Source organism: Bacillus cereus group sp. MYBKT111-2 (assembly GCF_051915205.1).
GTDB classification, from domain to species: domain Bacteria; phylum Bacillota; class Bacilli; order Bacillales; family Bacillaceae_G; genus Bacillus_A; species Bacillus_A paranthracis.
In genome coordinates this window covers 1-26,495 of the sequence record NZ_JBQAEG010000009.1, presented here as the reverse complement: position 1 = coordinate 26,495, position 26,495 = coordinate 1, and the positions used below count along the sequence as shown (strand labels likewise).

Genomic DNA, 26,495 nt, shown 5'->3' with positions numbered 1-26,495 from the left:
AGAACTAGAAACCATAATGAAAATGTGTATTAGAAGGAAAAAATTTTAAAAATAATCGTGTTAATGATGAATTTGAAATAATAATTCCCGAGTTCAAAAGATGGTTTTAATTTGCCAGTGGAAAGTGTTTTTTGATGTTAGATTCTTTGAAAAAGTATACAAAAGGCCACCTCTTTCAAGGTGACCAATCGCACTTTATTATTTTAAACTAGTACCATTCTTTAAACTATCCCCACCACCAAGCTCCGCCTCAATCTGCGAAGTCTTCGATGACTCTGCCATACGCCAATACGTAATAAAGCTGATCGCGATACATCCAGCTACGTAGAAGTAGAATAGTGATTCCATTCCGATACTCTTTAGCCATAAAGCGATGAATTCTGCTGTTCCACCAAATATCGCAACGGTTAGTGCATATGGTAAACCTACGCCAAGTGCGCGAATTTCAGTTGGGAAGAGTTCTGCTTTTACAATTGCGTTAATCGATGTGTAACCAGTAACGATAATAAGGCCGACCATCATAAGCAAGAATGCTACGATTGGTTCTGTCGTTTTTTCCATAAAGAAGAAGATTGGTGCTGTTAGCAATGTTCCGAGAATACCGAATGCCATTAATAGTGGGCGTCGTCCAATTTTATCGGATAGTAGCCCCGCAATCGGTTGAAGTACGACGAATATAAGTAGTGCGACAAAGTTAATCCAGCTTACAATTTCTTTCGGAAGACCGACTGTGTTTACCATGAATTTTTGTAAATATGTTGTGTACGTATAGAATGCAACAGTGCCTCCGAGTGTTAGGCCGACTACTGTTAATACTGCTTTCGGGTGTTTCATAAGAGCACGAACGGTTCCTGCGCTTTCGCGTTTTTGTGATTTTATGTTTGAAAACTGCTCTGATTCATCCATCGTGCGGCGAAGCCATAATACAGCTACTGCGCCCATCGCTCCAATAATGAATGGAATACGCCATCCCCAAGCTTTCATATCTGGTTCGCTTAGCAATTGCTGAAGAACAATTTGAACGCCTAACGCAACCATTTGCCCCGCAACGAGCGTTACATATTGGAAGCTTGAATAAAAACCACGGCGACCACTACTAGCCATTTCAGATAAATATGTGGCAGAAGTTCCGTACTCTCCGCCAAGTGATAATCCTTGCAGTAAACGGGCAAGAACTAAAATAATAGGCGCCATAATCCCGATGCTTTCGTAACTAGGTGTACAGGCGATAATGAAAGAACCGCCGGCCATAACTGTAATCGAAAGCGTTAATGCTGCTCGGCGTCCGTGCCGATCTGCATAGCGGCCCATTAATAAACTTCCGATAGGGCGCATTAAAAATCCAACTGCGAAAATAGCTGCTGTGTTCAATAATTGACTCGTTGGATCGCCTTTAGGAAAGAACTCTGCTGAAAAATAAACAGCGAAAGCAGAGTACACGTACCAGTCGTACCATTCAATTAAATTGCCGACAGAACCTTTGAAAATATTGCCGGCGACTCGGTTTGATTTTGCTTGAGCCATACTAATTCCTCCTCGTGCTTATAAATAAAACGATAATTATGAAAGCGTGTTCATTATAGTTGAATTGTACTGTTTGCGGAATGGAATCTCAATATTATGACAATTTTATTCTTTTTGTACTTTATGTACATGGAGAGCTTTAATAGTTGCTTCATTATTCGTTTTGTCATAATAATAGAAAAAGGAGATTGATAGTTTTGAATATTTTATCAAAGGATATGAAGTATGAAGAAATCACGCAAAGTGTCATTACAAACGAAAATAGTAAGCTTAATTATCGCGTTAATTTTATTTGTCGTTCTCCTATTAGCTGGAATATTTGTTTACATTCAGTCCGTTGATACGAAGCGCCAAGTGGAGCAACTAGCACTGCAAACAGCGAAGTCGCTTTCTTTTATGCCTGCTATAAAAGATGCTTTTCAAAATAACGAGCATAAAAGTACGATTCAATCCATTGCGGAACAAGTTCGTGAGCAAGCTGGTGCCGATACTGTCATTATAGAAGATCGCTATGGGATTATGTATTCGAATTCTAATTCGGAGTTGATTGGTACAAAGAGTAACAATCCATATAACTATGAAGCACTCACTTTTGGTGGTTATTATACGCTTGAAGGAAATGGTGAAAGTGGTCCAGTTTTAATGGCGAAAGCGCCCATTATTGTTCATAACGGAGATTACGATCAAGTAGTAGGCGTTGTGACAGTAGAGTTTTTAATAAAAGGCATTGAATCTAACATATTGAGTAGAACGAAAGAAATTATCCTCTTTTCCTTAGCTGTATTAGTAGCGGGCATTGTTGGTGGCATTCTTTTAGCACGTAGCATTCGTAAAGATACACTCGGTTTAGAGCCGAATGAAATTGCAGCGCTATACCGGGAGCGAAGCGCGATACTACTATCTATAAAAGAAGGGATTATCGCCATTGATCAAAACGGTTTTATTACGATGATGAACACATCAGCAGAAGAAATGCTTCATGTAAATGGTGATTATATGCAGCAACACATTTCAAAAGTTTTACCGGAATTTCATATGGAAAGAGTGCTAGAAACTGATCAAGAAATCGCATTTCAAGATAAAGTGTTTATTTTAAACATGACACCGATACTCGAAAATAATAGTACGGTAGGCGTTGTATGTAGTTTTAGAGATAAAACAGAACTGCAAAACCTAGTGAATACGATATCTGAGGTAAGAAAGTATTCCGAGGACTTACGTGCTCAAACGCATGAATTTACAAATAAGCTTTTTGTCTTATCAGGATTACTTCAGTTAGGACATTACAAGGAAGCGATTGAATTTATTCAGCAAGAATCTAATATTCATCAAAGCCAAAACCATATTTTATTCCATCAAATTCACGATGCGAAAGTACAAGCTATTTTATTAGGAAAAATCGGAACAGCGTCTGAGAAGAAAATTGATTTTCATATTGAAGGAGATAGTGCACTTCATCCGTTACCAGACCATATAAAAGTTTCGCACCTTATTACGATACTTGGAAACATAATCGATAATGCTTTTGATGCGGTGAGTGGGCAAGAGGAAAAGAGTGTTTCCTTCTTTGTGACGGATATTGGGCACGATATTGTATTTGAAGTGATAGATAGTGGGATAGGGATACCGACAGAAAAAATAACGACCATTTTTCAAAAAGGATTTTCAACGAAAGGAAACAATCGTGGTTACGGACTAGCAAACGTGAAAGAAATGGTAGATCTACTAGAAGGAACAATTGAGATTCAGAATGAGAAAAATGGGGGAGCTATTTTTACAATTTACCTTCCGAAAACATTGAGAGAAAGTACATGACAAACAGGGGGATGGACATATGTTGAAGGTTGCAATTGCAGAAGATGATTTCCGCGTCGCGCAAATTCAGGAAGAGTTTTTATTAAAAATAAAGGACGTAAAAGTAATCGGAAAAGCATTGAATGCGAAAGAAACGATGGAACTACTACAAAGGGAAGAAATCGACTTGCTTCTATTAGATAACTATTTACCAGACGGAATCGGAACAGACTTATTACCGAAAATCCATGCAGACTTTCCAAACGTCGACGTCATTATGGTTACTGCGGCGAATGAAAACCATATGTTAGAAAAAGCAATTCGAAACGGCGTAAGTAACTACCTTATAAAACCAGTCACGTTAGAAAAATTTGTTCGCACAATTGAAGACTATAAAAGAAAGAAGCAACTATTACATAGTAACAATGAAGTAAATCAAGCACTTATCGATAATTTCTTCGGGACTTCGCAAACACAAGACATAAAAAACTTACCGACAGGTGTCGATCCGTTAACACTGCAAAAAGTGAAAGGCATTATAAAAGGATTCGAAGAGGGTATTACAATAGAAGAAATGGGAGAACAAATGGGGGCCTCCAGAACAACCGCAAGAAGATATTTAGAATACTTAGTAGCGACAAACGAATGCACAGTAGAGTACACATACGGTATTATCGGACGACCAGAACGAAAATATCGAATAGGACGAGGACTATGAAAAAACGATTATTACTATGTATATGGATCATGACAGGAGTAATAGCGGGTTGTTCTTCGGAAAAAACTCAAACGAATACAGTAAACATAAACAAAGTAGAAATCGTTGCGCCAAACGTCCAAGGAGCAGGGTGGGACTTAACAGCGCGAGCAATGCAAAAAACACTAACAGAAGAAAAAATCTTCACAAAACCAATTACTGTCACAAACAAAGTAGGTGGTAGTGGTGATGTCGGATGGAAATATACGAAACAAAAAGGCGGTCACGTACTGGCGATTAACTCAAGCTTACTCATAACGAACAACCTACTAGGCCACAGTAAACTAACATATAAAGACTTCACACCGCTCGCAACATTAGCATCGGACTGGGAAGTTGTTGTCGTATCAAACGAATCAAACATAGAAAACGCAAATCAACTAATGGAACAACTAAAACAAAACAAGAATAACTTCAAAATCGGCGTTGCCCCAGGCCTAGGAAACGACGATCACCTATCCTTCGTACAAGTAAGTAAAGCATTCGGGATAAACCCTGCCGAACTACAATTCTTCGTCTACGAAAACAAAGAAAAAATCATAAACGCCCTAACGAACAAACAAATAGGTGCCGCAACCATGACCCTATCCGAAGCCGAAAAACAATACAAAGCCGGCAAAATAAAAATACTAGCCGTATCCGCACCAAAACGACTAGATCGACTACCAGAAATCCCAACATGGAAAGAACAAGGCATCGACGTCATATTCCAGCACTGGAAAGGCATTATGGGCCCGAAAGATATGACGGAGGAAGAGGTTGCTTATTGGGATAGCATTATTAAGAAGATGGTGGAGAGTGATAGTTGGAAGGGGATTTTGAGGGAGCGGGGTTGGGAGAGTTTTTATAAGGGGAGTGGGGATGCGAGGGGGTTTTTGGAGGAGAGTAGTGGTTGGTATGGGGGGATGGTTGGTGGAGCTAGAGTTGATAAGTAATTTTAGCCACCTGTACTCATGAAATATTGACATCATTCTTAGTATATTTATTTAGAATTTTAAATAGAGATTAGCTGGTTTAATAAGTTTTTATATAGATTTTTTCTTTTATAATGTTTTCATATTTAAGATAGAAAGGGAAATCTAAAGAGGAGTATAATTAAAATGAATAAAAAATATTAAAGGTGTAAGACGGAGGAATTATGATGATACATACTTTAGTAAGGGGACAAAAGATAGATGTTACAAAGAATCATCCAGAAATGAAAGGATTACTGGTAGATTTAACTTGGAATGCCCTGATGAATATGGATGTAGATGCATCAGCTTTTTTAGTAGGGTTTAACGGGAAAATTACTAAAGAAGAAGATTTCGTTTTCTATGGACAACCTTATTCTAGTTGTCGATCTGTTCAATTGAATCAAAATGAAACAAATGGAAGTAAACAAAGATTTTCGATAGATTTTACTCATATAAAAGATGAGGTACAAAAGATTGTATTTTCGATTACAATTCATAATGCGGAAGGGAAGAAACAGGCGTTACGAGATGTTTCCCATATTCAATTGAAAATAAGTAACGCACAATCAGGTTTAGAAATTATTCATTTTCCTATTACATATCCATTTACAGATGAAAGTGCCATTATTGTTGGAGAGCTATATCGACATGGAGGAGGATGGAAGTTCAATCCTATTGGAGCTGGTTATTTTGGTGGATTAGCTGCATTGTGTACAAATTTTGGAATAGAAATCGCAGAGGATGAAAAACAAATTGCTCCTCCTGTAGAGAAGAAAATAGTTCCTACTAAGCCTCCAGTACAAAAAACTATTAACGCAGTGAAGGTTGAATTGAAGAAAAAACAATCTATCAATATACAAAAATCTAAAATGGTAACAGCTACTTTAGAGTGGGAAACAAATAAAGATTTAGACTTATATTGTTTTTACGTAACAACGAATGGAGAGATAGGAAAGGTTTATTATAAAAATCTAGGTTCGTCTAAAGTATCGCCGTATATTGTATTGGACGGTGATTCGCAAGAACCAGGAAAAGAAACAATTCGTATTTATCGACCAGAAGCTTTAAAATATGTTTTATTTGCTGCATATAGTGCTGTCGGAAATGGAATAGGTAGTTTCTATTCTATGAAGGCTAAAGCTGTTGTCGATAATCATATGGGAAGCGTTGTAACAGCACCATTATTAGAAATAAATGACCACGCTTATTGGGTGTGCATTGCTCATATTGATTTCACCAATTCAAATGAGATGAAAATTTCACATGTAGAAAGCTACTCAAAAGACCATTCAGAGGCCTCACCACTATTGTACGAGAATGGAAAATTCCGAATGGATGTTGGGCCGATTGAATTTAAAAATGAAGAGGATTATCAGAAGTATTTTAAATAGTAGAGTAGAAAATCATACATTAAATTGTATGATTTTTCTTTTATACATAGTTTGGTAAAATAGTAGTAATTGTAATTTATTGTAACGGTGGGGATGAAAATGTTAGAGCAACTCATAATTGAATTGGCTAAATTAACAAAGCAGGTTGAAGATATAAATAGTGATAAAACTTATTTGGTTAGAAATAAAGATAATGGAGACTTAGACGTTGAAATCAAATTTTTACGTGAGCAATACGAAAAGGAAGCATCATCTTATTTTAAAGTGAGTTCTGAGCTCCTTAAGAACGCTTGGCAAAAGTTTATTGATATACGCACAGTAAAGAGGGAGGGTTTTGGACAAGCAAGTGAAATGAATAATTTCTTGGTAGCTTTCTTTTCACAGCTGCCATTTGTGAATGTAATGAAATCAGGAGCTATTGCATTTAAAGAATTCCAAACCGATAACCTACCAAGTGAAAAATATGATAAAGTCATACTCTTTTTAGAAGAGATCATAAATGGTACATATAATCCAAGTACGTTAAGTGAACAAATGGATGAAAATTTATATAGTAGGAAGTCCCGCGCGCGTCAGGATTTAAGGTTACTGGGATTTTTGAATGAATCTCATGAAATGAATCAGCTTTTATTAAATGAATATGTTCAGTCGGAAGATAAGAATGCTTACATTGCACAGTTAGTTTTAAAGCAGGAATATTTCCGACATGCTTTATTTGTTCTTGGATTGTTAGAGAAATATTCAAAGGGTGAAAAGAAAGAAGCTCTAGTTGATTTTGGAATGACAATTGTCCGAAATTCATTAGGAGATAATTTGATGGTTGAATCGGTAGCGAAGAGGCGTACGGGGAACTTATTAGATTGGCTTGAACAAGTAGGACTAATTAATGATGAATGGATTCCTGTTGAACAATATGCAAAAGACGATGGAGAAAAGGGCGGTAGTATGAACAGTAATTTGCGTGAAAAGTTTTTAACAGTTATGAATGAGTACTTACAGGCAAGAACAGAAAGATTTGCGGGGCATAAAATGGGATCGTTTGTTAGGAATGAAATGACAACGGAAATAACGAGATTACCATTTATTGATCATAGTCAGTATGTTGTTACAGGGTCAGTGGGACAAGGGAATTGGGCTGCTGTTCCATGGCTTGCGATTATGAATAAAGATATTACGACATCTACGCAGAGAGGTTATTATATCGTTTATTTGTTTAGTGAAGATATGGAGCGATTATATTTAACGCTGGCGCAAGGTGTGACAGAAACGACTAAAGAAGAGATGCAAAAAATTAAAGAAGAGATTCGTGAACAAATACATATGTCCCAAAAGGTGAAAAAAGATGATGAGATTTTCCTAGGGACAAGCCCAAAAGCAAAAGGATATGCGAATTCAACAGCGGCTTATATTGCGTATGATGTTAATAAAATGCCAAGTGAAAAAGAGTTAGTAGAGGACCTAGAAGAAATGCTTCGCTATTATGAGGGATTCATAGCTTATAAAGAGGAAGGAACGAAATATGAAATGATTTATGAAAGGAAAGAAGTGTATTTAGATCAACAATCAATTATCGATCATGTGTCCTCTTATATTCAAAGTAAAGGTTTCTTTTATGAGAAAAAGGATCTTATTAATTTCTTCCTTTCATTAAAAACAAAGCCATTTGTAATTTTATCAGGTATTTCAGGTACAGGGAAAACGAAAATTGTTCAGTGGTTTGCGGAGAGTTTAGGGGCTACGGAAGAGAATGGACAATTTACGCTTATTCCGGTTAGACCTGATTGGAGTGATAGTTCTGATTTGCTTGGCTATGTGAATCTTCAAGGCGAGTTTCAAGAAAGACCGTTAATTAAGGTGCTTGAAGCTGCAGATGCAAATCCAAATAGACCGTACTTTGTAGTGTTGGATGAGATGAACTTAGCTCGAGTGGAATACTACTTTAGTGACTTTTTAAGTGTAATCGAGAGTCGTAAATGGAAAGATGGAAAAATTGTTACGTCACCTGTTCTTCCTGAGTCAATTGCGAATAAGCATATTACGATTCCATCAAATGTATACATTATTGGGACTGTCAATATGGATGAAACGACACATCCGTTAAGTAAGAAAGTATTAGATCGTGCCAATACAATTGAGTTTAATACTGTTAACTTAGATTATTTTAATTTCTTAATGGATGTAGAAGAGAAGGAAGCAGAAATTGCTGCAAATCGCTCTTTAGAAACCGAATACCTTCATTTAAAAGAATGCTTTAAAGAAAACGAAGATCTTGTGAGAAATATATCGAGCGTTTTAATAGAAATAAATAAAACACTTGAATCAATTGGAGCTCAAGTTGGATATCGTATACGAGATGAAATTTGTTTCTATATGGCATACAACGAGCAAGGAAAGTTATTATCGTTTGATGAAGCGCTGGATTATCAAATATATCAAAAGATTTTACCGCGTCTTGCAGGGAGTGATGGAAGAACAGAAGAGGTATTAAAGCAGTTGTATGTATTATGTGCAAATGAAGAATATGATAGTAGCAATAGTGACGCTTCATATGCTAAGTATCCTCGTTCTGCTAACAAGCTGTCTCATATGTTAAGGAGGTTCGAGTATGATGGTTTCACCTCTTTCTGGATCTAATAATGAGATAGAGCTAGTTAAGATTGAAACAGAGGAGCTATCATTGACGATTAAAGGAAATCCTTATCATGAAAAATATGAGAGTTTAAAAGAATATCATGCTATGAACGCAGATGAAATGATGTATTTTCATGTAGATGGGAAGACGGAATCCGTTTCTGTATTTGATGCAAGGTTGCAGAGGCTGGATGAATGGAATGAACATCCACCAATCTTTTTTGAAAATAGAAGTTATCAGCTTGTTGTTGTTCCGAAAAATAACAAGCAGCTCTCTTTTTATCATGAACATCCAGGATTTCGAAAACAAGTTAGTTCTATTCAAATGGGATCACTTCATGTGTTAATGGGGAATCTTTCGTTTCCAAATGAAGTAGGAAATACAAGGTTTGAAATTAAAGATGATAAAGATACTTTATTAACTGTTACATTTGAAGTTTTCCCGGCAAAACTGGATTATAAGGATGATTACAAAGCCTTATTAGATGAAGTAAATGATGAAATTTATAATTTAGCGTTTCATTTACTAAAGAGAACTTACTTAGGAGCATCTGCAATTTACGCTACAAATCCATCGAAGAGTGAGTTCTATCGTATTTTAAATGATTCCTTTGAGCGATTTATGAAATCAATCTCTCATATAAAAAGACAACCACATCATACGCTTATGACTAGACATCAACTAGTACGAGGAGAAAAAATTCGTAAATTGGATTCTGTCGGAATGAATTATTTGCGAAAGCGACCACACTTGCTGCAAGGAGAAAATAATATACCGACTAAAGGCATTACAGCTTATAAGGAAGTTTCTTATGATACGCTGGAAAATCGATTTGTTAAATGGATGATTCAAAGAGTCGTACATAAAATAGATGATTTACTTAAGGCGCTAGAGCCAAAGTCTAGATATACACGTGGTGTAACTGATGAAGATTTGTTAGAACGTGTAAGAAATATGAAGTATCGAATGAAAAATGAATTGAACGATCCATTTTGGAGAGGAATCGGAAAATTAGATCGCTCAGTCTTTTCACTCGTTATCCAAATGGCTGCAGGCTATAGAGATGCGTATCAAATTTTCTTAATGCTATCGCGAGGTTTAACATTACGAGGACAAATTTTTAAAATGTCGGTAAAGGATGTGGCTAGATTATACGAATACTGGACGTATTTAAAACTCGGACAAATTCTATCGAAAAAGTACATACCGCTCCATCAAGATGTTATTCAAGTTAAGCAAGACGGGTTATACGTAACGCTTGATGAAAGTAAAACTGCAAAAAGAGCGTTTAAGCATCCAGTTACTGATGAAATAATAGAGCTTTATTTCCAGAAAAGAAACGGTAGACTACCAACAGTTACACAAAAACCAGATACGATGCTCGCTATTGAGAAAAAGGGAAAGAACTATCAATATCAATACATTTTTGATGCGAAATACCGAATTGATTTTGCTGAAAGGTCTCATTATAAAAAGAAGTATGGTACTCCTGGCCCAATGGAAGAAGACATTAATACAATGCACCGTTACAGAGACGCATTAGTTGTGGAACAAGAGGGACCTTTTGAGCGGACAGCTTACGGAGCGTACGTATTATTCCCATGGAACCAAGAGGAAGCATATGAGAACCATCCGTTTTATAAAAGTATAGAAAAAGTAAATATCGGTGGCTTCCCGTTTTTACCAAACGCAACAAGACTGGTCGAACAATTTTTAGATCACCTTATTGAAAAGAGCCCAGAAGAAATTATAAGAGAAGGTATTCTTCCACGAGGAACAAAAGAAGAATGGCACTCCTCACTAGAAGAAAAAGTATTAGTAGGCAGCGTAAAAACTGAAGGTGACTATGAAACGTATAGAAAGAATGGTGTATATCAATTACTAATCAAACAGCTAAAACCAGGATGGCAAGAAGCAAAGTACATTGCATTATATGCACCGAAAAAATGGCACGGAGAAAAAGGTGGCATTCAATACGTAGCAAAAATTAAACACATTCAAATGCAACAAAAAGATGAGTATGTGCATTTCGAACTAGAGCCATGGAAAAAACTAGATCACCTCATCCGTCCAGTAGGATATGGCATTCAAACATACACAATAACAACTATGCCACTATTAAAAGAAGTCCAAGAACTTCCAGAACTCTTCATGAAATCAAAAGAAGAACGAACTCTTTGGAAGACGCTGCGTCGTTTTACGAAGCAGGTTAAGGTTGAGTTGGATCATCGTAATTTAGATGAAGCATCTTCTATTAAGAGTTATTATGTGCAGGATGTTCAGATTTGGGTTGATTATGAGAATGGGGTTGTTATGGTGGAGAGAGATGGGCGAGTTAAGGAAGTTTCTTTGGAGTTGGTTGTTAGTAGGGGATCGGTGTTGTTTAGGGAAGTTTTAGAAGTATTGAATATTGGGAAGAGCGCTTGGATACAAAGGGAATTAAGTAATGAATAAGAGACCAAATTAAAGTATACAGTTGAGAAACTATAAAACGAAATCTTAACCATTATTGGTTAATGATGTATAATTATGGGTAAAAAATGAAAGTTGGAAAAGTATGAGCAAAAAATATAATACAAAAATATTTGATATCAATCCAGATGGTACTCTTGATACAACCATACTATCTAAGTTGGAAGAAACACTACTGCTGAATCGCGACATCATCTATGTATACATTGGCGATAAAAATTGCTATATCGGACAAACAAAGCATTTGAAAAATCGTCATAAACAGCATTGCGGTAGCCAAGAGCCAAAGTTTATAATGTCCAAATTTAAAAAACTAGTTATACTCTATGGACAGCTAGTGGATAAAAATTTAGACTATCTTGAAAAACGACTGATTACACTTTTCATAACAGACAATACGAAAAATAAAAGAAAAATAGAAATTGATAATAAAACTAGAGGGAACCTTTCAAATCATCAACAAGATAGTAAAGAACTTGATGCGTTAGTCATTACTCCTTTTTGGCAAGAGGATTTGTTTGATTTAGGTTGTATAAATAATAAAAACGTCTCTTATTTGAAGCGTCGAATTTTAGCTAAGTATTCACCGTTTATGGATCTGAAACCAGAGCAACAACAAATAATTAATCGCTTTATCGATGAAGGGGGAAACTTTCTTATTGAAGGTGGAAGTGGAACTGGTAAAACGGTCTTGATGACAAACACAGTTGCACAACTATTTGACAAATACAATGGAGAGAAGAAAATTGGTGTAGTTGTCAAAGCCAATTGGAGAAAAAGTGCGAATGACATTTTTTCTGACTATGAGATTAGTAAAAATGTTAAAGTTGGAACTTGGGGGATGTTGCTAGGCACTGAAGAAAAATACGATTATATCATCGTCGATGAGGCACATAGACTCCCTCGTTTTTATGGGAAGCTACACCCTACTGAACGACAATATTTTAATGGGGATAAAACAAAGACTAGTCTAGAATTACTATCAAATGTTACTTCTTCCTTAATCTTATTTTATGATCGTTATCAGTCTATCAGACCTTCTGATATTCCAACTTATATCTATGATGAGTATGTAAAACAGAAAGGATTCAAAGAAATTTCGTTGGAAACTCAATTCAGAATAGATATCCATGACAAGGAAAAAACATATACAGCAGATGATTATATCAAAGGAATAAGATATTTATTACAAATTTCCGATGATGCGTCTTTTGATAAATCGCTATTTACAAATCCTGATCCTGATTCTTATTTTGGTTTTGTAGATTCTATTGAAGACCTTTTCATTTATGTAAATCGTATGGACAACTTAATTAGAGATAGCCAAAATCGTGTTATTGCTGGTTATGCAAGAGAGTGGGTTAGTAAATCTGATAAGACTGACTATGATTGGAGAGAAGGAATCAATCAATGGCAATGGAATTCCACTCACGAAGATTGGATGAATAAAAAGAACAGTAAAGAAGAAATTGGCTCAATTCATGCTGTTCAAGGAGTGGATATCAATTGTGTAGGTCTTATTATAGGGAAAGATTTGACTTTTAAAAATGGAAAAGTCGTTGCTCCAAAAGAGAACTATTTCGATAAAAATGGTAAGCCTATTCAAAGTGAATTTACAGAATCAGAATTCAATACCTTTATCAAAAACATTTACTATACTCTTATGACTAGAGGAATTGATGGCATTCGGATTTATATTGAAGATAGTAATTTGAAAAAGCATTTTCTTGACACAATAAATGCATAAAAGAAAAAGTACACGGTTCAGTTTCTGCTCGTGTACTTTTCTTTTGTTTATAATTGATTATATTTTTCTTTATGTCCCTTACTCTTTTCAACCGGATACTTCATCTCATTTTTTTTAAGTTTTTCTTTAATAATTTGATCTACATCAAATCCGAGATTATCTGCCATCATATATGAATAAATTAGTACGTCTGCCAATTCTTCTTTTAAGCGCTCCGGATTCTTCTTTGTTTCTTCAGAACTTTTCCATTGAAACAATTCCAAAAGCTCATTTGCTTCTAAAGATATCGAGATAGCTAAATCCTTTTCATTGTGAAATTGCCGCCAATCACGATCGTCCCGAAATTTATTAATTAATTCCATAGAATTCTTCATTTTGTCACCTTCATTAATTTAAATTATTTATCTTCATTATTTCTAGAAAACGTTTTTGAGTCTCAGAATCTTTAAACCAGACATATATTCCTTTGCGAGCACGTGTTAAAAGTACATAATATTGATTTAATACAATAGTAAGGATATCCTGATATGCCTGCTTATAATTCGCATTATTTTTCTTTAGGTATGAGCGAGCTTGATTTACAAAGGTCGCATCTCTCATGACATCCAAATTAAATTTCCAATTTTTTGTACTGTTGTCCCAATATAAATCATCATACCAGATAAATCCGGTATAATCATAATCTAGACCTTGAGCCGTATACACTGAACCAACTTGATTAAATGCTTGATCATAAACACTCTTATACCAATTATATTGATTTTTCATTGGATTCCATTGTTTTTGAAAAGACTGTTCTTCGATTACAATATCAGCTTGAATACTAATATTATTTTTCGATTTCCATTCCCAGTCATACGGGGCAAACCATTTTACAGTTTCTCCCTTTTGTTTGTAAGAAAGTAAGGTGCTATCTATGGTGTTTAACGATTTATCACCATCTACAAAAAAAGAAGCAGAATGGAACTTGGATTTTATTTTATTTCTCCCATACAAAAGATTATGGATTCTGTCTACAAAATCTCCTTGATTGCCCGAGCGCTTTTGAACTGTGAGTTTATATGAATAGGATAATATTTTTGCTTCTTGAAGCTCAGAAAGAATTCGATCTTTAGTACCTTCCTCTTCAGGTAACACACGTTGGTAATCATCCTGTAGAAATACTACGATTTTAGGTCGTGAATCATTGAGAAACAATCGACGAATTGTATTTTTGACATTAGACATTCGGTGTGCTTCGTCAACTACAATTAGCGAATAATTTTTCGCTGTAATATAGTCTAAATATGGAAAGGCAAAATCAAGTTCTGCTTCATTCTTCAAAACTTCTCTTAACATCTTACTTTTTGCAAACGTTAAAACAAGTTCATCTCTTTGAAACCCTAATTTTTGTGCCAAGTACAGTAAGTGAATACCAATGATAGTTTTTCCAGTACCTGCATCTCCTTGAATCACAATTGCATGATTGCTAGGATTTTTTTTATATTCACGTAAAATTGTACTAATCTGTGCAGATACCTCATGCTGATCTTCAATCATAGTTGCATTATCTTTACCAGCCAATACATTCTTTAATCCATTAAAACTGATTTCATTCATTATATATTTACTATTCACAAATGAGTCAGCAGTTTCTTTTCCAGATTCAAAAGGATCAAACACTGCTTTTAAAAATCGTTGTAGTTGCTTTTCCTCTCCTTTAACGAATAAAAAGTTCTTGAACTTGTAATAATCTTTGTATTCATCAATAAAAAAGACTGTTTTATCCTGCGTAAAATTATGCAAATACTGGATTGCCTTTATTTTAATTTCTCCACTTGATACTTTTTCATGATGAAGTTTTAATTCATTGCAATAGTTAACTGTCTGAAATACTGGATGAACTCGATATTCATTCTTATTTCTTAAATCAACATTTACATATGTTTTTTGTGATTCATCATTTTTTTTCAATTTTTCCCACTGCTTGAGTTCAACAATTAGTGCAATAGGTTCTTTGTCGTTTAGGGATTTCCCAAAGAGTAGTAAATCTATCCTTCTTTCAGCTATAAGACTATATTCAGCAACTAACCAAAGATGATCCATTGCTGCAAAATGTACTTGTTGAATCATTTGATATAAAGAATTTTTCCATGATAGTTGTTCTTGTCTCGAATGATTTGCATCAATATGAAGCATTCGACTAACTAATTCATCCCCAGACAGCTTCGATAAATTTTTAATACTATCAAGCAATAAATAGCTCATATAACCTCCAGATATATATGTGTTTGAAATATCCGTGAACCCATCAACTGATATAAATAGATTACCATACTTGAAAAATACGTTGAACCTCCAAAATAGTTATGAAAAATTTTTATTACTATTTTTTTAGGTATATTCTTGCAAGGAGTAGAGGGAGACCCAATGAGTTAAATTAAATAGGTGGAGACTTAATACAGAATGTTGCATATAGTTGGATAAAGTGCATTGTTAGTTATGGGAAGAAGAGAATATGGGGTATATACTCTTCTTTTTATTTATAAATAAAGTGGATGTGGAATTTAAATGATGATCTCGATCTGTTCAAGGTGGCGCGCTCTCTGCAGAGCTACGGGGGAAATCTTGCAAGTTTGTATAAATGAAATTCTATTAAAAAGCAATGGTTATTGTAAATTTTGTGACCACAAAATGATGTACTTAGCTGCCTGTAAAATGGTAAGAGGAATGAGGAAACTCATTTCTTTTTTTGATGTAGAGGGGGGATTTCAACAATTAGAGGAGGACTTGTGGAGAGCGTAGGTATAGGTGGTATTGTTAATGATTTATATGAATGCTACTGTACATACTAACTCAGTTCCAGAGACAAAAAACTCATACTATAACATGTTAGAAAGAAAGCGTGATTGTGAACGGGATGGAGTTAGGGGCTGGAAGGGAAAGATAAAGAGGAATGGGAGTGTATGAGAAATAAATGATCAAATGGAAAAAAGACCATCATATTGAAATTCAGAACAGGGAAGCTTTTAGACCTTGTTGAGAGAACAGTTCTCACCAATTTATCGGGGAATAAGAAAAATAAAGAAAGAGAAGGAGAATGCATAGAAGTCGATTGATATAGTTGCCACAAAACATTAAACTATATGGATGTATAAATAAAATTAAAAATGCGGAGGAACAGAATGAAAAAGTGGACAATTTGGGGAATCATCTTTTATATTCATTCAGCAGTATTACTTTACTTGGGAATTGATAGAGTCGAAGGATATTATAATAATGAATACAGTAGCGAATTAAGTAAGCATGTTTATGTTGGCGGAGACGCATATAACTACATTATCAATTCCAACATACTAACAGGGTTCTTTGTTCTCAGCGCATCATTCTTTATTGCAGGTACAATGCTAATCGTAACTGGTTCAATTTTAAGAGCTATCAAGGAAAAATAGGTGGAACAAATACTTGAACCGCCAATAAAACTATATAATTAAAAATGGACTTCCTTCGGGAGGTCTTTTTATCTTTGCCTTTGTTTTTACGAAGCAGGAAATGACTTACGGGGTAGTACAGATTCAACTCTCTGCTCAATCCTTATATGCTTTTACGAGTGAGAAAGAATAATAAATAATTCATTTACAATTAAATATCTTTATATTAAAATATTTTTAAAAAATATGAAGAACAGAGGTATACAAATGAGTAATTACTGGTATGAGAATTTTAAAGATAATCCGGATTTTTATTCAAATTATTGTAATAAACTATGTCGTTCTTTAGGTATAAATGAGTTACATACTGTGAAAGTTTTGTATTTCGCTAATCTAATTCATACTGTAACTGCGAAGTATGATGATATTCTTTTACAATGTGGAATTAGATTGCCCTCAGAGACGTTTACTTGGAAACTTAGGGAAGCGGATTCAAAGGAAGAAAACTTTGATATCGAAAGCTTTTTGGATTATGCCAATGATTTGGTCGATGATTATGCAAAAATCGATCCCGATAATTTAAGAGTCAGTTTATTACCTTTACAAAAGCATGTTCACTCCTCTTCAAAATTTGAGTTGTTCGTTTTAAATGGAGATATTTTTAAGTTTATTGATGAGCACTCTAACTTACCGGGTGTATTTGTAATAACTTGTGATGATGAATATCTTTTTGCGTCTGAAACAAGTGTTGATATTGCAAAAGCCATGGACGCTATTGTAAAAATTAAACGAGATAATTCAATTTTTGATTTACATGTAATTTTTACTGATACAGAATCGGATGCAGAATTATATTCAGTTTATTTGAATCTGAAATATTTAGGTGCCGAAGATCTAAATGTAGTCTTAGATGTTCCGGAATACAGTAAAAGTTTAAAATGTAATTTTCAGGACTGCATAGTATAAGTAATTTATGATTGAGAATATTAATGCATAACCATTAATATTCTGTGTGGAAAACCTCATCAAATTGTGGTGAGGTTTTTTATATAAAAAATTAAGGTCAGGTAAACGACAACTAATATAATTGATCAGAATCTACTATGACGAAAAATAAAAGCGGAAGAAGAACCTTTACAACGGAATTGAAACAACAAATGGTTCAACTATATCAAATATATTTTATACTTCGGGAATATCAAGTGGAAGTTATATCAAGGTTTTATAAGGTACTATATATTATTTTATTTAAATGTTATAATTTATAAGAGTGAAGTTTATTGATTAGAATCCCGACCAGCTTTTAACTAGTTTTCTATGAGTTTAAAGAAAGGTTTGTACCAAGATGCTGTGACTATACCAACTGGGTACTATTAATTTTGAAGCTAAATAAGCTTGATAGTAAATGAATAGATGTCTAGTTTACGTGTTTTATTGCAATAGTAAATGTTTTTTTGATAAATATTCAGAATTTTAAATTGATAATATTGATTACTATTGTATGCAATGGTAATATAAATGTGAAAAGCTGATGGAGGTGTTTGAATGAGAAAATGGGAAACGTTTATCATAGATTATATTAATAAATCTAGAAAGACCTTTGTGAAAACGATAGATATTGAACATCATCTTAAAACATTACTCAAACAAGAATATGATGACGATGGTGGATATTTTAGATTTTCTACTACGTTGAAGAACATGGTAGAAGAAGAGAGGATTCGACCGGTAAAAGCAAGAGGGCATAATCATCAGATTCCACCAGTATTTAATGTATATAGATTAGTAAAACAAGAAAGAATAACGAATCCCACTCACATTAAAAAGTTAATGACCGATTATCCATTGTTCAATATGACTGCTTTTTATGATGAAGCAGAATTTGAAAAATGGAAGTTTTATATAGATCGACTTCATGCTTTTCTTACACACAACAGTGACACCAAAAAGAATATGTTAAAAGCAAATGAACGTTCCTTTGAACTATTTAGAAACGAAAAGTTTCTTTTAGATAAAAAAGGAATAAAGTTTTTAGCTAATTTAGGGCTCACTCTATCGGATTTAAACTGTCGAAGAACTTATGAACCTTTTGTAGAGTACCAATCAGATCCCTCAAAAAAGCCAAAAAACATTTTAATTATTGAAAATAGAGATACCTTTGATTCGGTAAAAGAGTTAATGATGGATGGCGTTGATACATGGAGCGGAATTACCTTTGATATGGTGATATACGGGGAAGGGGATAAAATACAAAGAAGCTTTTATTTCTTAGAAGAATACAAGCTAGAAGATTACGAAGTCTATTATTTTGGGGATTTAGATGCAAGAGGGATTCATATTTGTTCTGAATTAATCAAAATAGATAGCAGAGTAAAACCATTTACGCCTTTTTATATAGAACTTTTAAATCGTTATGGTCATGAACCTTCGGCGAGAACCATCGAAAGAAAATTGAAACAAACTATTATTGACAATTCATTAAAAGTATTTTCAGATTTTTTTGAAGATGATTATATTGATGAACTCAAAAAATATACTAAAATCAATCAGAATATTCAAACGTATATTCCGCAGGAAGGATTGAATTTAGCAATTCTTCGTAAATTAGGGGAAAGGAGGTAGGGTTCTTTTTGAACACGAACATTGACTCTATGCTAGAAGGTTTTAATGAGCGGATAAAGCATGTAGCGATGTTTTCACCCATCCTACGATTAGAACAACCAGTGAAGTTTAAAGAATTACCTATCCCTACGGTTGCTCTCTATATACTTCTTTATATGCTCGAAAACAAACTAGCATTTAATAAAAACACGACAAAAGAAGAATTACAATATGTCATTTTAGAAGTGGTCCGGCGATATTGGAACAAGGATTTTAGCAAAGCAGAAGCAGACGAGCTCGAAGATTGGTTGGTTTCTAAAAATCTTCGAAACAGGGGAAGAGCTCACACATTTACGTATTATGAATTTCGATAAAAGAGAAGAAAAAACTTATTATTTTCATCTAATTGAATATGGAGAAGGAACGAACGTTTTTAGTGATACAGAAGATCGTGTAGACGATTTCACGTTATCTTCAACGGGATTGGAGCTGCTATTCAAAACGAAAGAAGTATTTGGAGAACTTCAAATCACTATTTCTCAATTATTCTTCAAACGACAATTTGAAAAGGGGCTTTTCACCGATGCTTTAAGGAGAGTTCACGAAATGCATACTTTGATAGAAGATGAAAAAAAGAAAATAAAAAAATTACAAAATACTATTATCAAAGATGCTCTTGGTGTTTCTCAACGTTCTGAACTTGAAGTTATGATAAAAAGAATTGATGAAACTTTAAAATCAGAACACGAACAATTTGATGATTTAAAAAAATTGGTAGAAGAAAAAATTGATGAATTCTATGAAGGTAGTCTAACAGAGAAAGAACAAGAAGGAATCCATATAATCCAAGAAATTGAAGGGAAATTACTTCAAGCAATTAGTTTGCATGAATCCCTATTTACTGAAAAACAAAAAACACAAAATATTATGAGCGAATCACTTGAATCTTCCATTATTCACGCGTTTTCAGTTCATTTAGATTTTGAACAAGAAATACTAAGGGAACTAATAGAAACCCCTGCTACAGAAGAAGTATTAAATGCTATTTCTAAACCATTTCTACCTTTGAGGCACCATAAAACGTTTAATCCGCTACTTGCATTAGTTCCTCAAAAGAGATACAAGAAAAAACAACTAAAAGAAGAAGCAATTGTTGAAGTAGATGAAGAAAAAATGAGGTTGCAAGAGGAAGAAGAAGCTAGGAAAAAGGAAGAAATCGAAAACAAAGAATATCGATATATAACTGCTTTATTAAAACACTTGGTTGAGAAGGACAAGTATCTATTAAGTGATATTCTCCAAATGATTGAAACTCAAGATGAACGTCTTTATGAGGATATTCTCTACAATCCAGATCCACTGTTGGGGTTAATTGCAGAACTACATCAGTCCGAATACAATCGTTTTGAAAAAGTAACTTCAGATGTGTGGAAGAACCTCCCGGATGATAAAAAGATTAATAGAATGTTAATAAGACTATCAAGTGAATTTGTAACATTACAAGAGATAGAATCCTTTAGTTTATTAGAAACAGGTAGGTCTCACTATATCGGAACTATGAAATACAAGGATATGTTAATTACAAGGGGTGACTTTTATGGAGTGGACAGAAGAAATCGTAAGTAAAGGGTTTGCCTTGTATGTGGCCCTTAGTAAAAAAGGATTTATTACAAGCAAAGAAGATGAATATTTTCAATGGTATGAGGAAAGGGGAGTTCAAGATTTTATTCGGAAAGTAATTGAACCTACGGGAAAAGTCATGATTTTTCTGGATGAACAAGATGGCGTTATTCAAATGGTGCCGGAGATCGAGAATGAAACGGTGTCTTATACAAATGAGGATTTAAAGAACGAATTAGGCTTTAAGGACAATAAAGAAATTCATCTATTCTACTTTATTTTGTTCATCTTAATAGCAGAGTTAGAACAACCATATGATACGGAGTCTGCTGACCGGATGTATCTCCCGATGGAAGAACTATTGGATAAAATGAATGGATACATCGAGCAATATGAACGACTGGGCGAAGAGAAGTTAGAAGAATTAAGTGATGAATATGATGTGGACGTGGCTGGGATTGTAGAAGCCTGGGGCAGAATGGCCGATTTTAAAGAAGGTGCTACAAGCCATATTCGAACAAAAGATAATCATCGGGTGTATATTGAAAAAACGTTGAAATTTTTAGAAAAGGAAAAGCTTATCAGAATAAGAGAACAGACTAATATTTCTGTTACTAATAAAATGAAAAATATTATTAGTCATTATTATCACAATGTCGAGAACAAGAGCAAAATTCATGATCTATTGCTAGTAACAAAAGAAGGAACTGTGGGAGAGGAGGAGGAACGATAATATGCCAAGATTAATGAAAGTGAGAATGACCAATATCCAATTAGATGAAGGGAAGAAAATCATTTCAAACAGCTTGTGGGAACCAAATGCCAAAGATGCCTTATTCATCTTAGAAAACGGTGGAGGAAAAACCAGTTTTATTCAATTAATTACTCAAACCGTTCGTCCTAACTCAAATTTAAGCAAACGATTATTAAAAGAAGTGGTGTATAAAGGTACAACCGGTCATATTATGACAGAATGGAAATTAGATGGAGAAAATCTTCCGTATGAATACTTATGTTTAGGGTTTACCTATATGAATGGGGAAACAAAAACAGAAGAATTAAATTATTTCACATATCTGTTTACCTATAACAGAGGGGACACATTAAATATCAATACCCTTCCTACCACAGTAGATGGGAAAGTAACAAGACTAAATGAATACCGCAAGTTTTTAAGACAAAATGATATTCGTATATTTGATGTCAATCGTGATTATAAAAAGGAATTAAAACGATTCCACCTTATTGAAGATGAATGGAAGATGATACAAAAGATTAATGGAGACGAAGGTGGAGTAGATAATTACTTCAAAACTGCATCCAGCACGTATGACTTATTAGTGAAACTTCTTATCCCAGAAGTTGAAAACACTATATTTGACAGCGAAGAAAAGAAAAAGGAAATTCAAACGTACTTTAAAGAATACAGTAAAAATCTATTAAGTATTCCGGATATGAAAAGAGACTTGGATGATTTCCAAAGGATAAAAAATTGTGCTGAAGACATGGTAAAAGCGGTAGAAGACTTTCAAGTAAAAAAGAAATCCTTTGCGGAAGCGCAAAAGCATGTAGTTAAGTTAAAGAAAAGTATTGAACTTCAAATTGCGGATAAGAAAGAAAAGACCCATATCTTAATTGGAGATATTGAAAAAAATCAAGCATTGATGCATGAAGCGGATTGGAAGATTGATAGCTATAAGGCTCATATTTTAAATGGACAAATCGAAGCAAAAGAAATAGAGCTAGCTGCTGTTGAAAATGAACTTAAAATGAAAACAGAACAACTAAAACAAGCAAAGGCATTACTAAAACAACTAGAAGCAAAAAAAGAATATGGAGATTATCTAGATATTCATAAAAAAGTACTGCAGCTAAATGAAGATATATTTTCTTTAACAGCAAGTGAACCAGAATTAGAAAAGAGAAGAAATGAATCTAAAACTCTCTTAACAGAGGCGTTAAATTTTCTCATAGAAGAACAACAATTTGCTTTGGAGGATATTAACACCAACATCAAATTTACAGTAGAAGAAATTAATCGTAAAGGTGCAGAACGAAAACGATTAGAGAAGGAGAAACTAGATTTATATGGCGAGTATAAGGATGCAAAAAATGATTTAAGTAACTACCAAAAAGGTAAACAAAAACTGATAGATGAATTAGGTGAAGAAGCTGGATATTACCCATCTATCAAGTTCAAATCACTAAGTGAACAACAAAAACAATCTTCAGTGACTATTACCCAAAAAGAAGAGAAAAATCAATTAAACGAACAGGAAATAGATGAAAAGCGCGAGTTTGTAACAAGTCAAAGAATTGTTATGCAAAACAAAAATAATGAAATTACTTCGTTAAAGGACGAACATACCACATTTGAAAAGGAGAAACATAACTTACTTTCACTTCTTTCAGACGATGGGAAAAATACGATAAACATATTTGAAGATATGCAGGAGTTACTTCGGTATTATCAGTATCAAAAAGTGGAAACGGAACGAAAAATAGATGAACTTAAACAGTATATTCATGATTTAACTCAGAAACTTAATCTTTGGGAATCATACGATTACTTTGTTCCTGACGAAACTTTATTAAAGGTTCAACAACATCTAGAACAAAAAGGTGTTATTACTATGTTAGGTAGTGAATGGTTATCGGAACTTTCTAGTGAAGAAATGAAAAATCAGTACCTTAATTCCTATCCATTGCTTCCTTATACGTTATTGGTTGAAGAACCAAATTTAACGGAAGTCAAAAAATCCTTGAATAGCTTGAATAAAGAACTGTTAAACGTACCATTACTGTTTTATATAAAGAGTAAACTTCAAATTCAAACAAAATCAGTAGATGCAAAAATAGATGAACTTTTCCCTCTATATGATGAGTTATATCTCTATCATCAATTAGATGTTCAGTGGTTCGCATCTAGAGCTAAAATCCAAGAAATTATTGATAGCTTAAAAATGGAGCTTGCTCAATATAAAGAACAATTAACTTTTGCACAAACAACCTTCAATAATTACAATGAAATATTAACTGCATTAGAAGCATTCCATACTAGTTATTCGAGTACATTCTCGGAATCCAACATGCAAGCTATCCAGAAATTATCGGAAGATATAAAAGAGATTCACCAACAAATAAATAATGCCAATGAACATATTAAGATGTTAGAGATTGATAACAAATTAATTAGTGAATTTATCTCAGATGAAAAAGTAAAAATAGAAAAAAGAAATTCTTATATAAAGCTTCTTCAAAGCTTTATAGACCTTTACCCAAATCCCGAAGAGTTAGTTGGAAAAGTAAAATATTTAAAAGACCAACATGACCAATACGGGACAAAAGTTAATCTGTGTGAAGAGGAAGTAATAGAGCAACGTGAAGCATTAGATAGACAGAAAGATAAGAAACGAAATATTCAATCTGTTATGGATGGATTAGATAAAGAAAGAAAACACCACCAATTGGACGAGAAGCTTGAACCGTCTGATAGTTACACCAGTGAAGAAAAGAATGAGTACGTAGCCCGTTTTACTGCAGCTCAAAAAAAGTACGCTGAAAAAGATCAAGCGAAAAATTTTCTTGAAAGAAATCTTTCAGATAAAAATAACGAACTTGCTAAATCTGAAAATCGAATCAATAATATCGGATTTACTCTCGAAGAAGTTAAAGTGTTCTACTCTGAAGAAATTAATCTAGAAGAGTTAATTACAAAACAAAAAGAGACAGTCAAAACACTTTCTATTTCCGCAAAGGATATAGAGGTTGAAAAAGGAAAAGTAGAAGAAAATCTAAAAGGGAAAACCGAACAATTAGAATTAGCTAAGAAGGAGATTGATGAGAAGTACGGAAGAGAAGTATTCCTTTATGAATGGGAGCATGAAGAAGAACTTAACCGTTTCAAGCAGTCAAAAGAACAATGGAGCGAAGCTAATAAAGAACTTGTAACTAAGAAGGAATTGTTAAGAAATTCTATAACAGATGCTGAAAAAGCAATGGTACATTTGCAAATTGAAAATCTTCCTCTATATAATGAAAGATTCGGTTTAATACCGGAAGAAGAAATTATTTCAAAGTCAAAAACATATCAAAAATATGCACAAACTCATACTAATGAGCACTTAACAAAGTTACAAAAGTTAGAAGAGAGCAAAAATGGTGTATACCTATCATTTGAAACTTATTTAAAGAAGATTCAAGAATCTAATAACCCTAAAACTGAACAATTTGCGAATGGTTTGTCAAAATTGAAAACAAGTGATCAAATATTTGAGTTAGAGTTTATTTTAGAATCGTTTAATCGCATCTTTGACACTATTAATGCTTTTGAAGAAGATTTAAAGCGAAAGATAACAGAATGTGAAAAGGATAAGGTAAAACTGGTAGATTTATGTTTTCAGCGAGTAGAGGCTATTTATAAGAACGTAACTGAAATCCCGAAATTCTCTAAAGTGAAAGTATTTGGTTATGAATTGCAATTGATTAAAATGAGATGGGACCGTTTTGATAATGAAACCACTCATAGTAATTTACATTACCATGTCCAAACCATTCTGGAAACTTTACAACGAATGAAGCGAGATAACAAACTAGAAAATGAATTGAATGAATACCTAGTACAAAAACTTGATACAGTGGTATTATTAGATAAAATTGCACCTATCAAGAAGTGTTTGGTTAGTATATATAAACCACGAAAGAAATCACTTATGACGACCAGTCCAGAAAACTGGAAACCTTGGGATGAAGTTTCTAAATGGTCCGGTGGAGAAGAATTCAGTTCCTATATGTCCATGTTTATGATACTTGTAACATATTTGCGTAAAAAAGTTAACGCTAGAGACGATTCCTGGAAAGTCATTATTGCTGATAATCCTTTTGGTAAAGCTTCATCAGAACACGTAGTAAAACCAATAATGGAATTAGCTAGAAATAGCAAAATACAACTGTTTTGTCTAACAGCTCATAACAATGAAGACATTCGTTCTCATTTTGAATGTGTCATGAGTAATCGTTATTACAATACAGTAGGTATTGAACTACTTCAAGTGGAACATAAAGAAAAAGGGGTTTCACTTGGAATGTTTGCTTATGAGCATGATTAAAAATTTTTGAGGGTCATATTGGCCCTCTATATATATAGAATTTAGAGGTGTCGAATGTGTCAAAGGTAACTATTAACATACGGGTAGAACAAGAAATGAAAGAGAAACTGAACGATATAGGAAAACAATTAGGATTATCAGAAGCAGATGTATGTAGAATGGCCTTTGCAGAATATATACAAAATCGAATCCATCTGATAAACAAGGATAAAAACAATTAGTAAAGGATTTTGATGGATAAAATTATTCATTAAAGATTTTTGGAGGTTCCATTCGATTGTTTTTATAGTTTGATAATGGCTAAGTAGAGATAAGTTTTTTATAAAGAATAATTAACATTTATTAGTGTTTATATGGAAGAGCGTCCTAAATTGAACTGCACCCCAATTGTTAGACACAGTCTAACAATTGGAGGTGCAGTTTTTCTATGGCTAAATTTACAGCTGATGAAAAAATACAAATCGTTCTACGTTATTTGAACGG

17 protein-coding genes are annotated in these 26,495 nt (G+C 33.8%); 14 read left to right on the top strand and 3 right to left on the bottom strand.

Annotated elements, in window-relative coordinates:
* Window positions 1–198 precede the first annotated feature (198 nt).
* Window positions 199–1,524, bottom strand: coding sequence for an MFS transporter (locus ACTFNE_RS21560; RefSeq protein WP_270705311.1), 1,326 nt, complete (start codon window positions 1,522–1,524; stop codon window positions 199–201).
* Window positions 1,525–1,749: 225 nt separating this feature from the next.
* On the opposite strand from ACTFNE_RS21560, the gene ACTFNE_RS21555 reads away from it, so the two are divergent.
* The 7 genes from ACTFNE_RS21555 to ACTFNE_RS21525 all read left to right on the top strand — a co-directional run bounded on the left by ACTFNE_RS21555 (window position 1,750) and on the right by ACTFNE_RS21525 (window position 13,273).
* A complete protein-coding gene (locus ACTFNE_RS21555) occupies window positions 1,750–3,339 on the top strand; it encodes a sensor histidine kinase (RefSeq protein WP_270705310.1) in 1,590 nt (529 codons plus the stop codon).
* 19 nt (window positions 3,340–3,358) lie between these two features.
* A complete protein-coding gene (locus ACTFNE_RS21550; protein ID WP_098320908.1) occupies window positions 3,359–4,036 on the top strand; it encodes a response regulator in 678 nt (225 codons plus the stop codon).
* Window positions 4,033–5,010: a tripartite tricarboxylate transporter substrate-binding protein gene (locus ACTFNE_RS21545; RefSeq protein WP_270705308.1), complete on the top strand. Its 978-nt coding sequence runs from the start codon at window positions 4,033–4,035 to the stop codon at window positions 5,008–5,010. Before ACTFNE_RS21550 ends, ACTFNE_RS21545 begins: the two co-directional genes overlap by 4 nt.
* Before the next feature lie 206 nt (window positions 5,011–5,216).
* Window positions 5,217–6,422, top strand: a complete 1,206-nt coding sequence (locus ACTFNE_RS21540; protein ID WP_270705359.1) for a TerD family protein — start codon at window positions 5,217–5,219, stop codon at window positions 6,420–6,422.
* 99 nt (window positions 6,423–6,521) lie between these two features.
* On the top strand, window positions 6,522–9,056 hold the full coding sequence (locus ACTFNE_RS21535; RefSeq protein WP_270705307.1) for an MrcB family domain-containing protein: 2,535 nt from the start codon (window positions 6,522–6,524) through the stop codon (window positions 9,054–9,056).
* Complete coding sequence (locus ACTFNE_RS21530; protein ID WP_270705358.1) at window positions 9,031–11,508, top strand: restriction endonuclease-like protein; 2,478 nt, start codon at window positions 9,031–9,033, stop codon at window positions 11,506–11,508. Before ACTFNE_RS21535 ends, ACTFNE_RS21530 begins: the two co-directional genes overlap by 26 nt.
* Window positions 11,509–11,611: 103 nt before the next feature.
* A complete protein-coding gene (locus ACTFNE_RS21525; protein WP_270705305.1) occupies window positions 11,612–13,273 on the top strand; it encodes a DNA/RNA helicase domain-containing protein in 1,662 nt (553 codons plus the stop codon).
* 47 nt (window positions 13,274–13,320) lie between these two features.
* On the opposite strand, the gene ACTFNE_RS21520 is transcribed toward ACTFNE_RS21525, so the two are convergent.
* Both ACTFNE_RS21520 and ACTFNE_RS21515 read right to left on the bottom strand, forming a co-directional pair.
* Window positions 13,321–13,647 carry a nucleotide pyrophosphohydrolase gene (locus tag ACTFNE_RS21520; RefSeq protein WP_044792505.1) on the bottom strand — a complete coding sequence of 109 codons (327 nt, stop codon included), beginning with the start codon at window positions 13,645–13,647 and terminating at the stop codon, window positions 13,321–13,323.
* 13 nt (window positions 13,648–13,660) lie between these two features.
* A complete protein-coding gene (locus ACTFNE_RS21515; RefSeq protein WP_270705304.1) occupies window positions 13,661–15,520 on the bottom strand; it encodes a DNA/RNA helicase domain-containing protein in 1,860 nt (619 codons plus the stop codon).
* Window positions 15,521–16,437: 917 nt separating this feature from the next.
* Between ACTFNE_RS21515 and ACTFNE_RS21510 the strand changes: the two genes are divergently transcribed.
* From ACTFNE_RS21510 to ACTFNE_RS21480, 7 genes are all read left to right on the top strand, one after another.
* Window positions 16,438–16,704 (top strand): hypothetical protein, encoded by a 267-nt coding sequence (locus ACTFNE_RS21510; RefSeq protein ID WP_270705303.1) that lies wholly within the window; start codon window positions 16,438–16,440, stop codon window positions 16,702–16,704.
* Between the two features lie 246 nt (window positions 16,705–16,950).
* The gene (locus ACTFNE_RS21505) at window positions 16,951–17,649 is read left to right on the top strand and encodes a hypothetical protein (RefSeq protein WP_270705302.1); all 699 of its coding nucleotides are present in this window, start codon (window positions 16,951–16,953) and stop codon (window positions 17,647–17,649) included.
* A gap of 579 nt (window positions 17,650–18,228) precedes the next feature.
* Entirely contained in the window at window positions 18,229–19,305 is a 1,077-nt protein-coding gene (locus tag ACTFNE_RS21500; protein WP_270705300.1) for a Wadjet anti-phage system protein JetD domain-containing protein, read from the top strand.
* Window positions 19,306–19,313: 8 nt separating this feature from the next.
* Window positions 19,314–19,658, top strand: a complete 345-nt coding sequence (locus tag ACTFNE_RS21495) for a hypothetical protein (protein WP_270705298.1) — start codon at window positions 19,314–19,316, stop codon at window positions 19,656–19,658.
* Window positions 19,645–20,910 (top strand): hypothetical protein, encoded by a 1,266-nt coding sequence (locus tag ACTFNE_RS21490; protein ID WP_270705296.1) that lies wholly within the window; start codon window positions 19,645–19,647, stop codon window positions 20,908–20,910. The genes ACTFNE_RS21495 and ACTFNE_RS21490 overlap by 14 nt, the downstream gene beginning before the upstream one ends.
* Window positions 20,882–21,637 carry a DUF6063 family protein gene (locus tag ACTFNE_RS21485; RefSeq protein WP_270704122.1) on the top strand — a complete coding sequence of 252 codons (756 nt, stop codon included), beginning with the start codon at window positions 20,882–20,884 and terminating at the stop codon, window positions 21,635–21,637. Before ACTFNE_RS21490 ends, ACTFNE_RS21485 begins: the two co-directional genes overlap by 29 nt.
* Before the next feature lies 1 nt (window position 21,638).
* The gene (locus ACTFNE_RS21480; protein WP_270705294.1) at window positions 21,639–26,012 is read left to right on the top strand and encodes a hypothetical protein; all 4,374 of its coding nucleotides are present in this window, start codon (window positions 21,639–21,641) and stop codon (window positions 26,010–26,012) included.
* Window positions 26,013–26,495 lie beyond the last annotated feature (483 nt).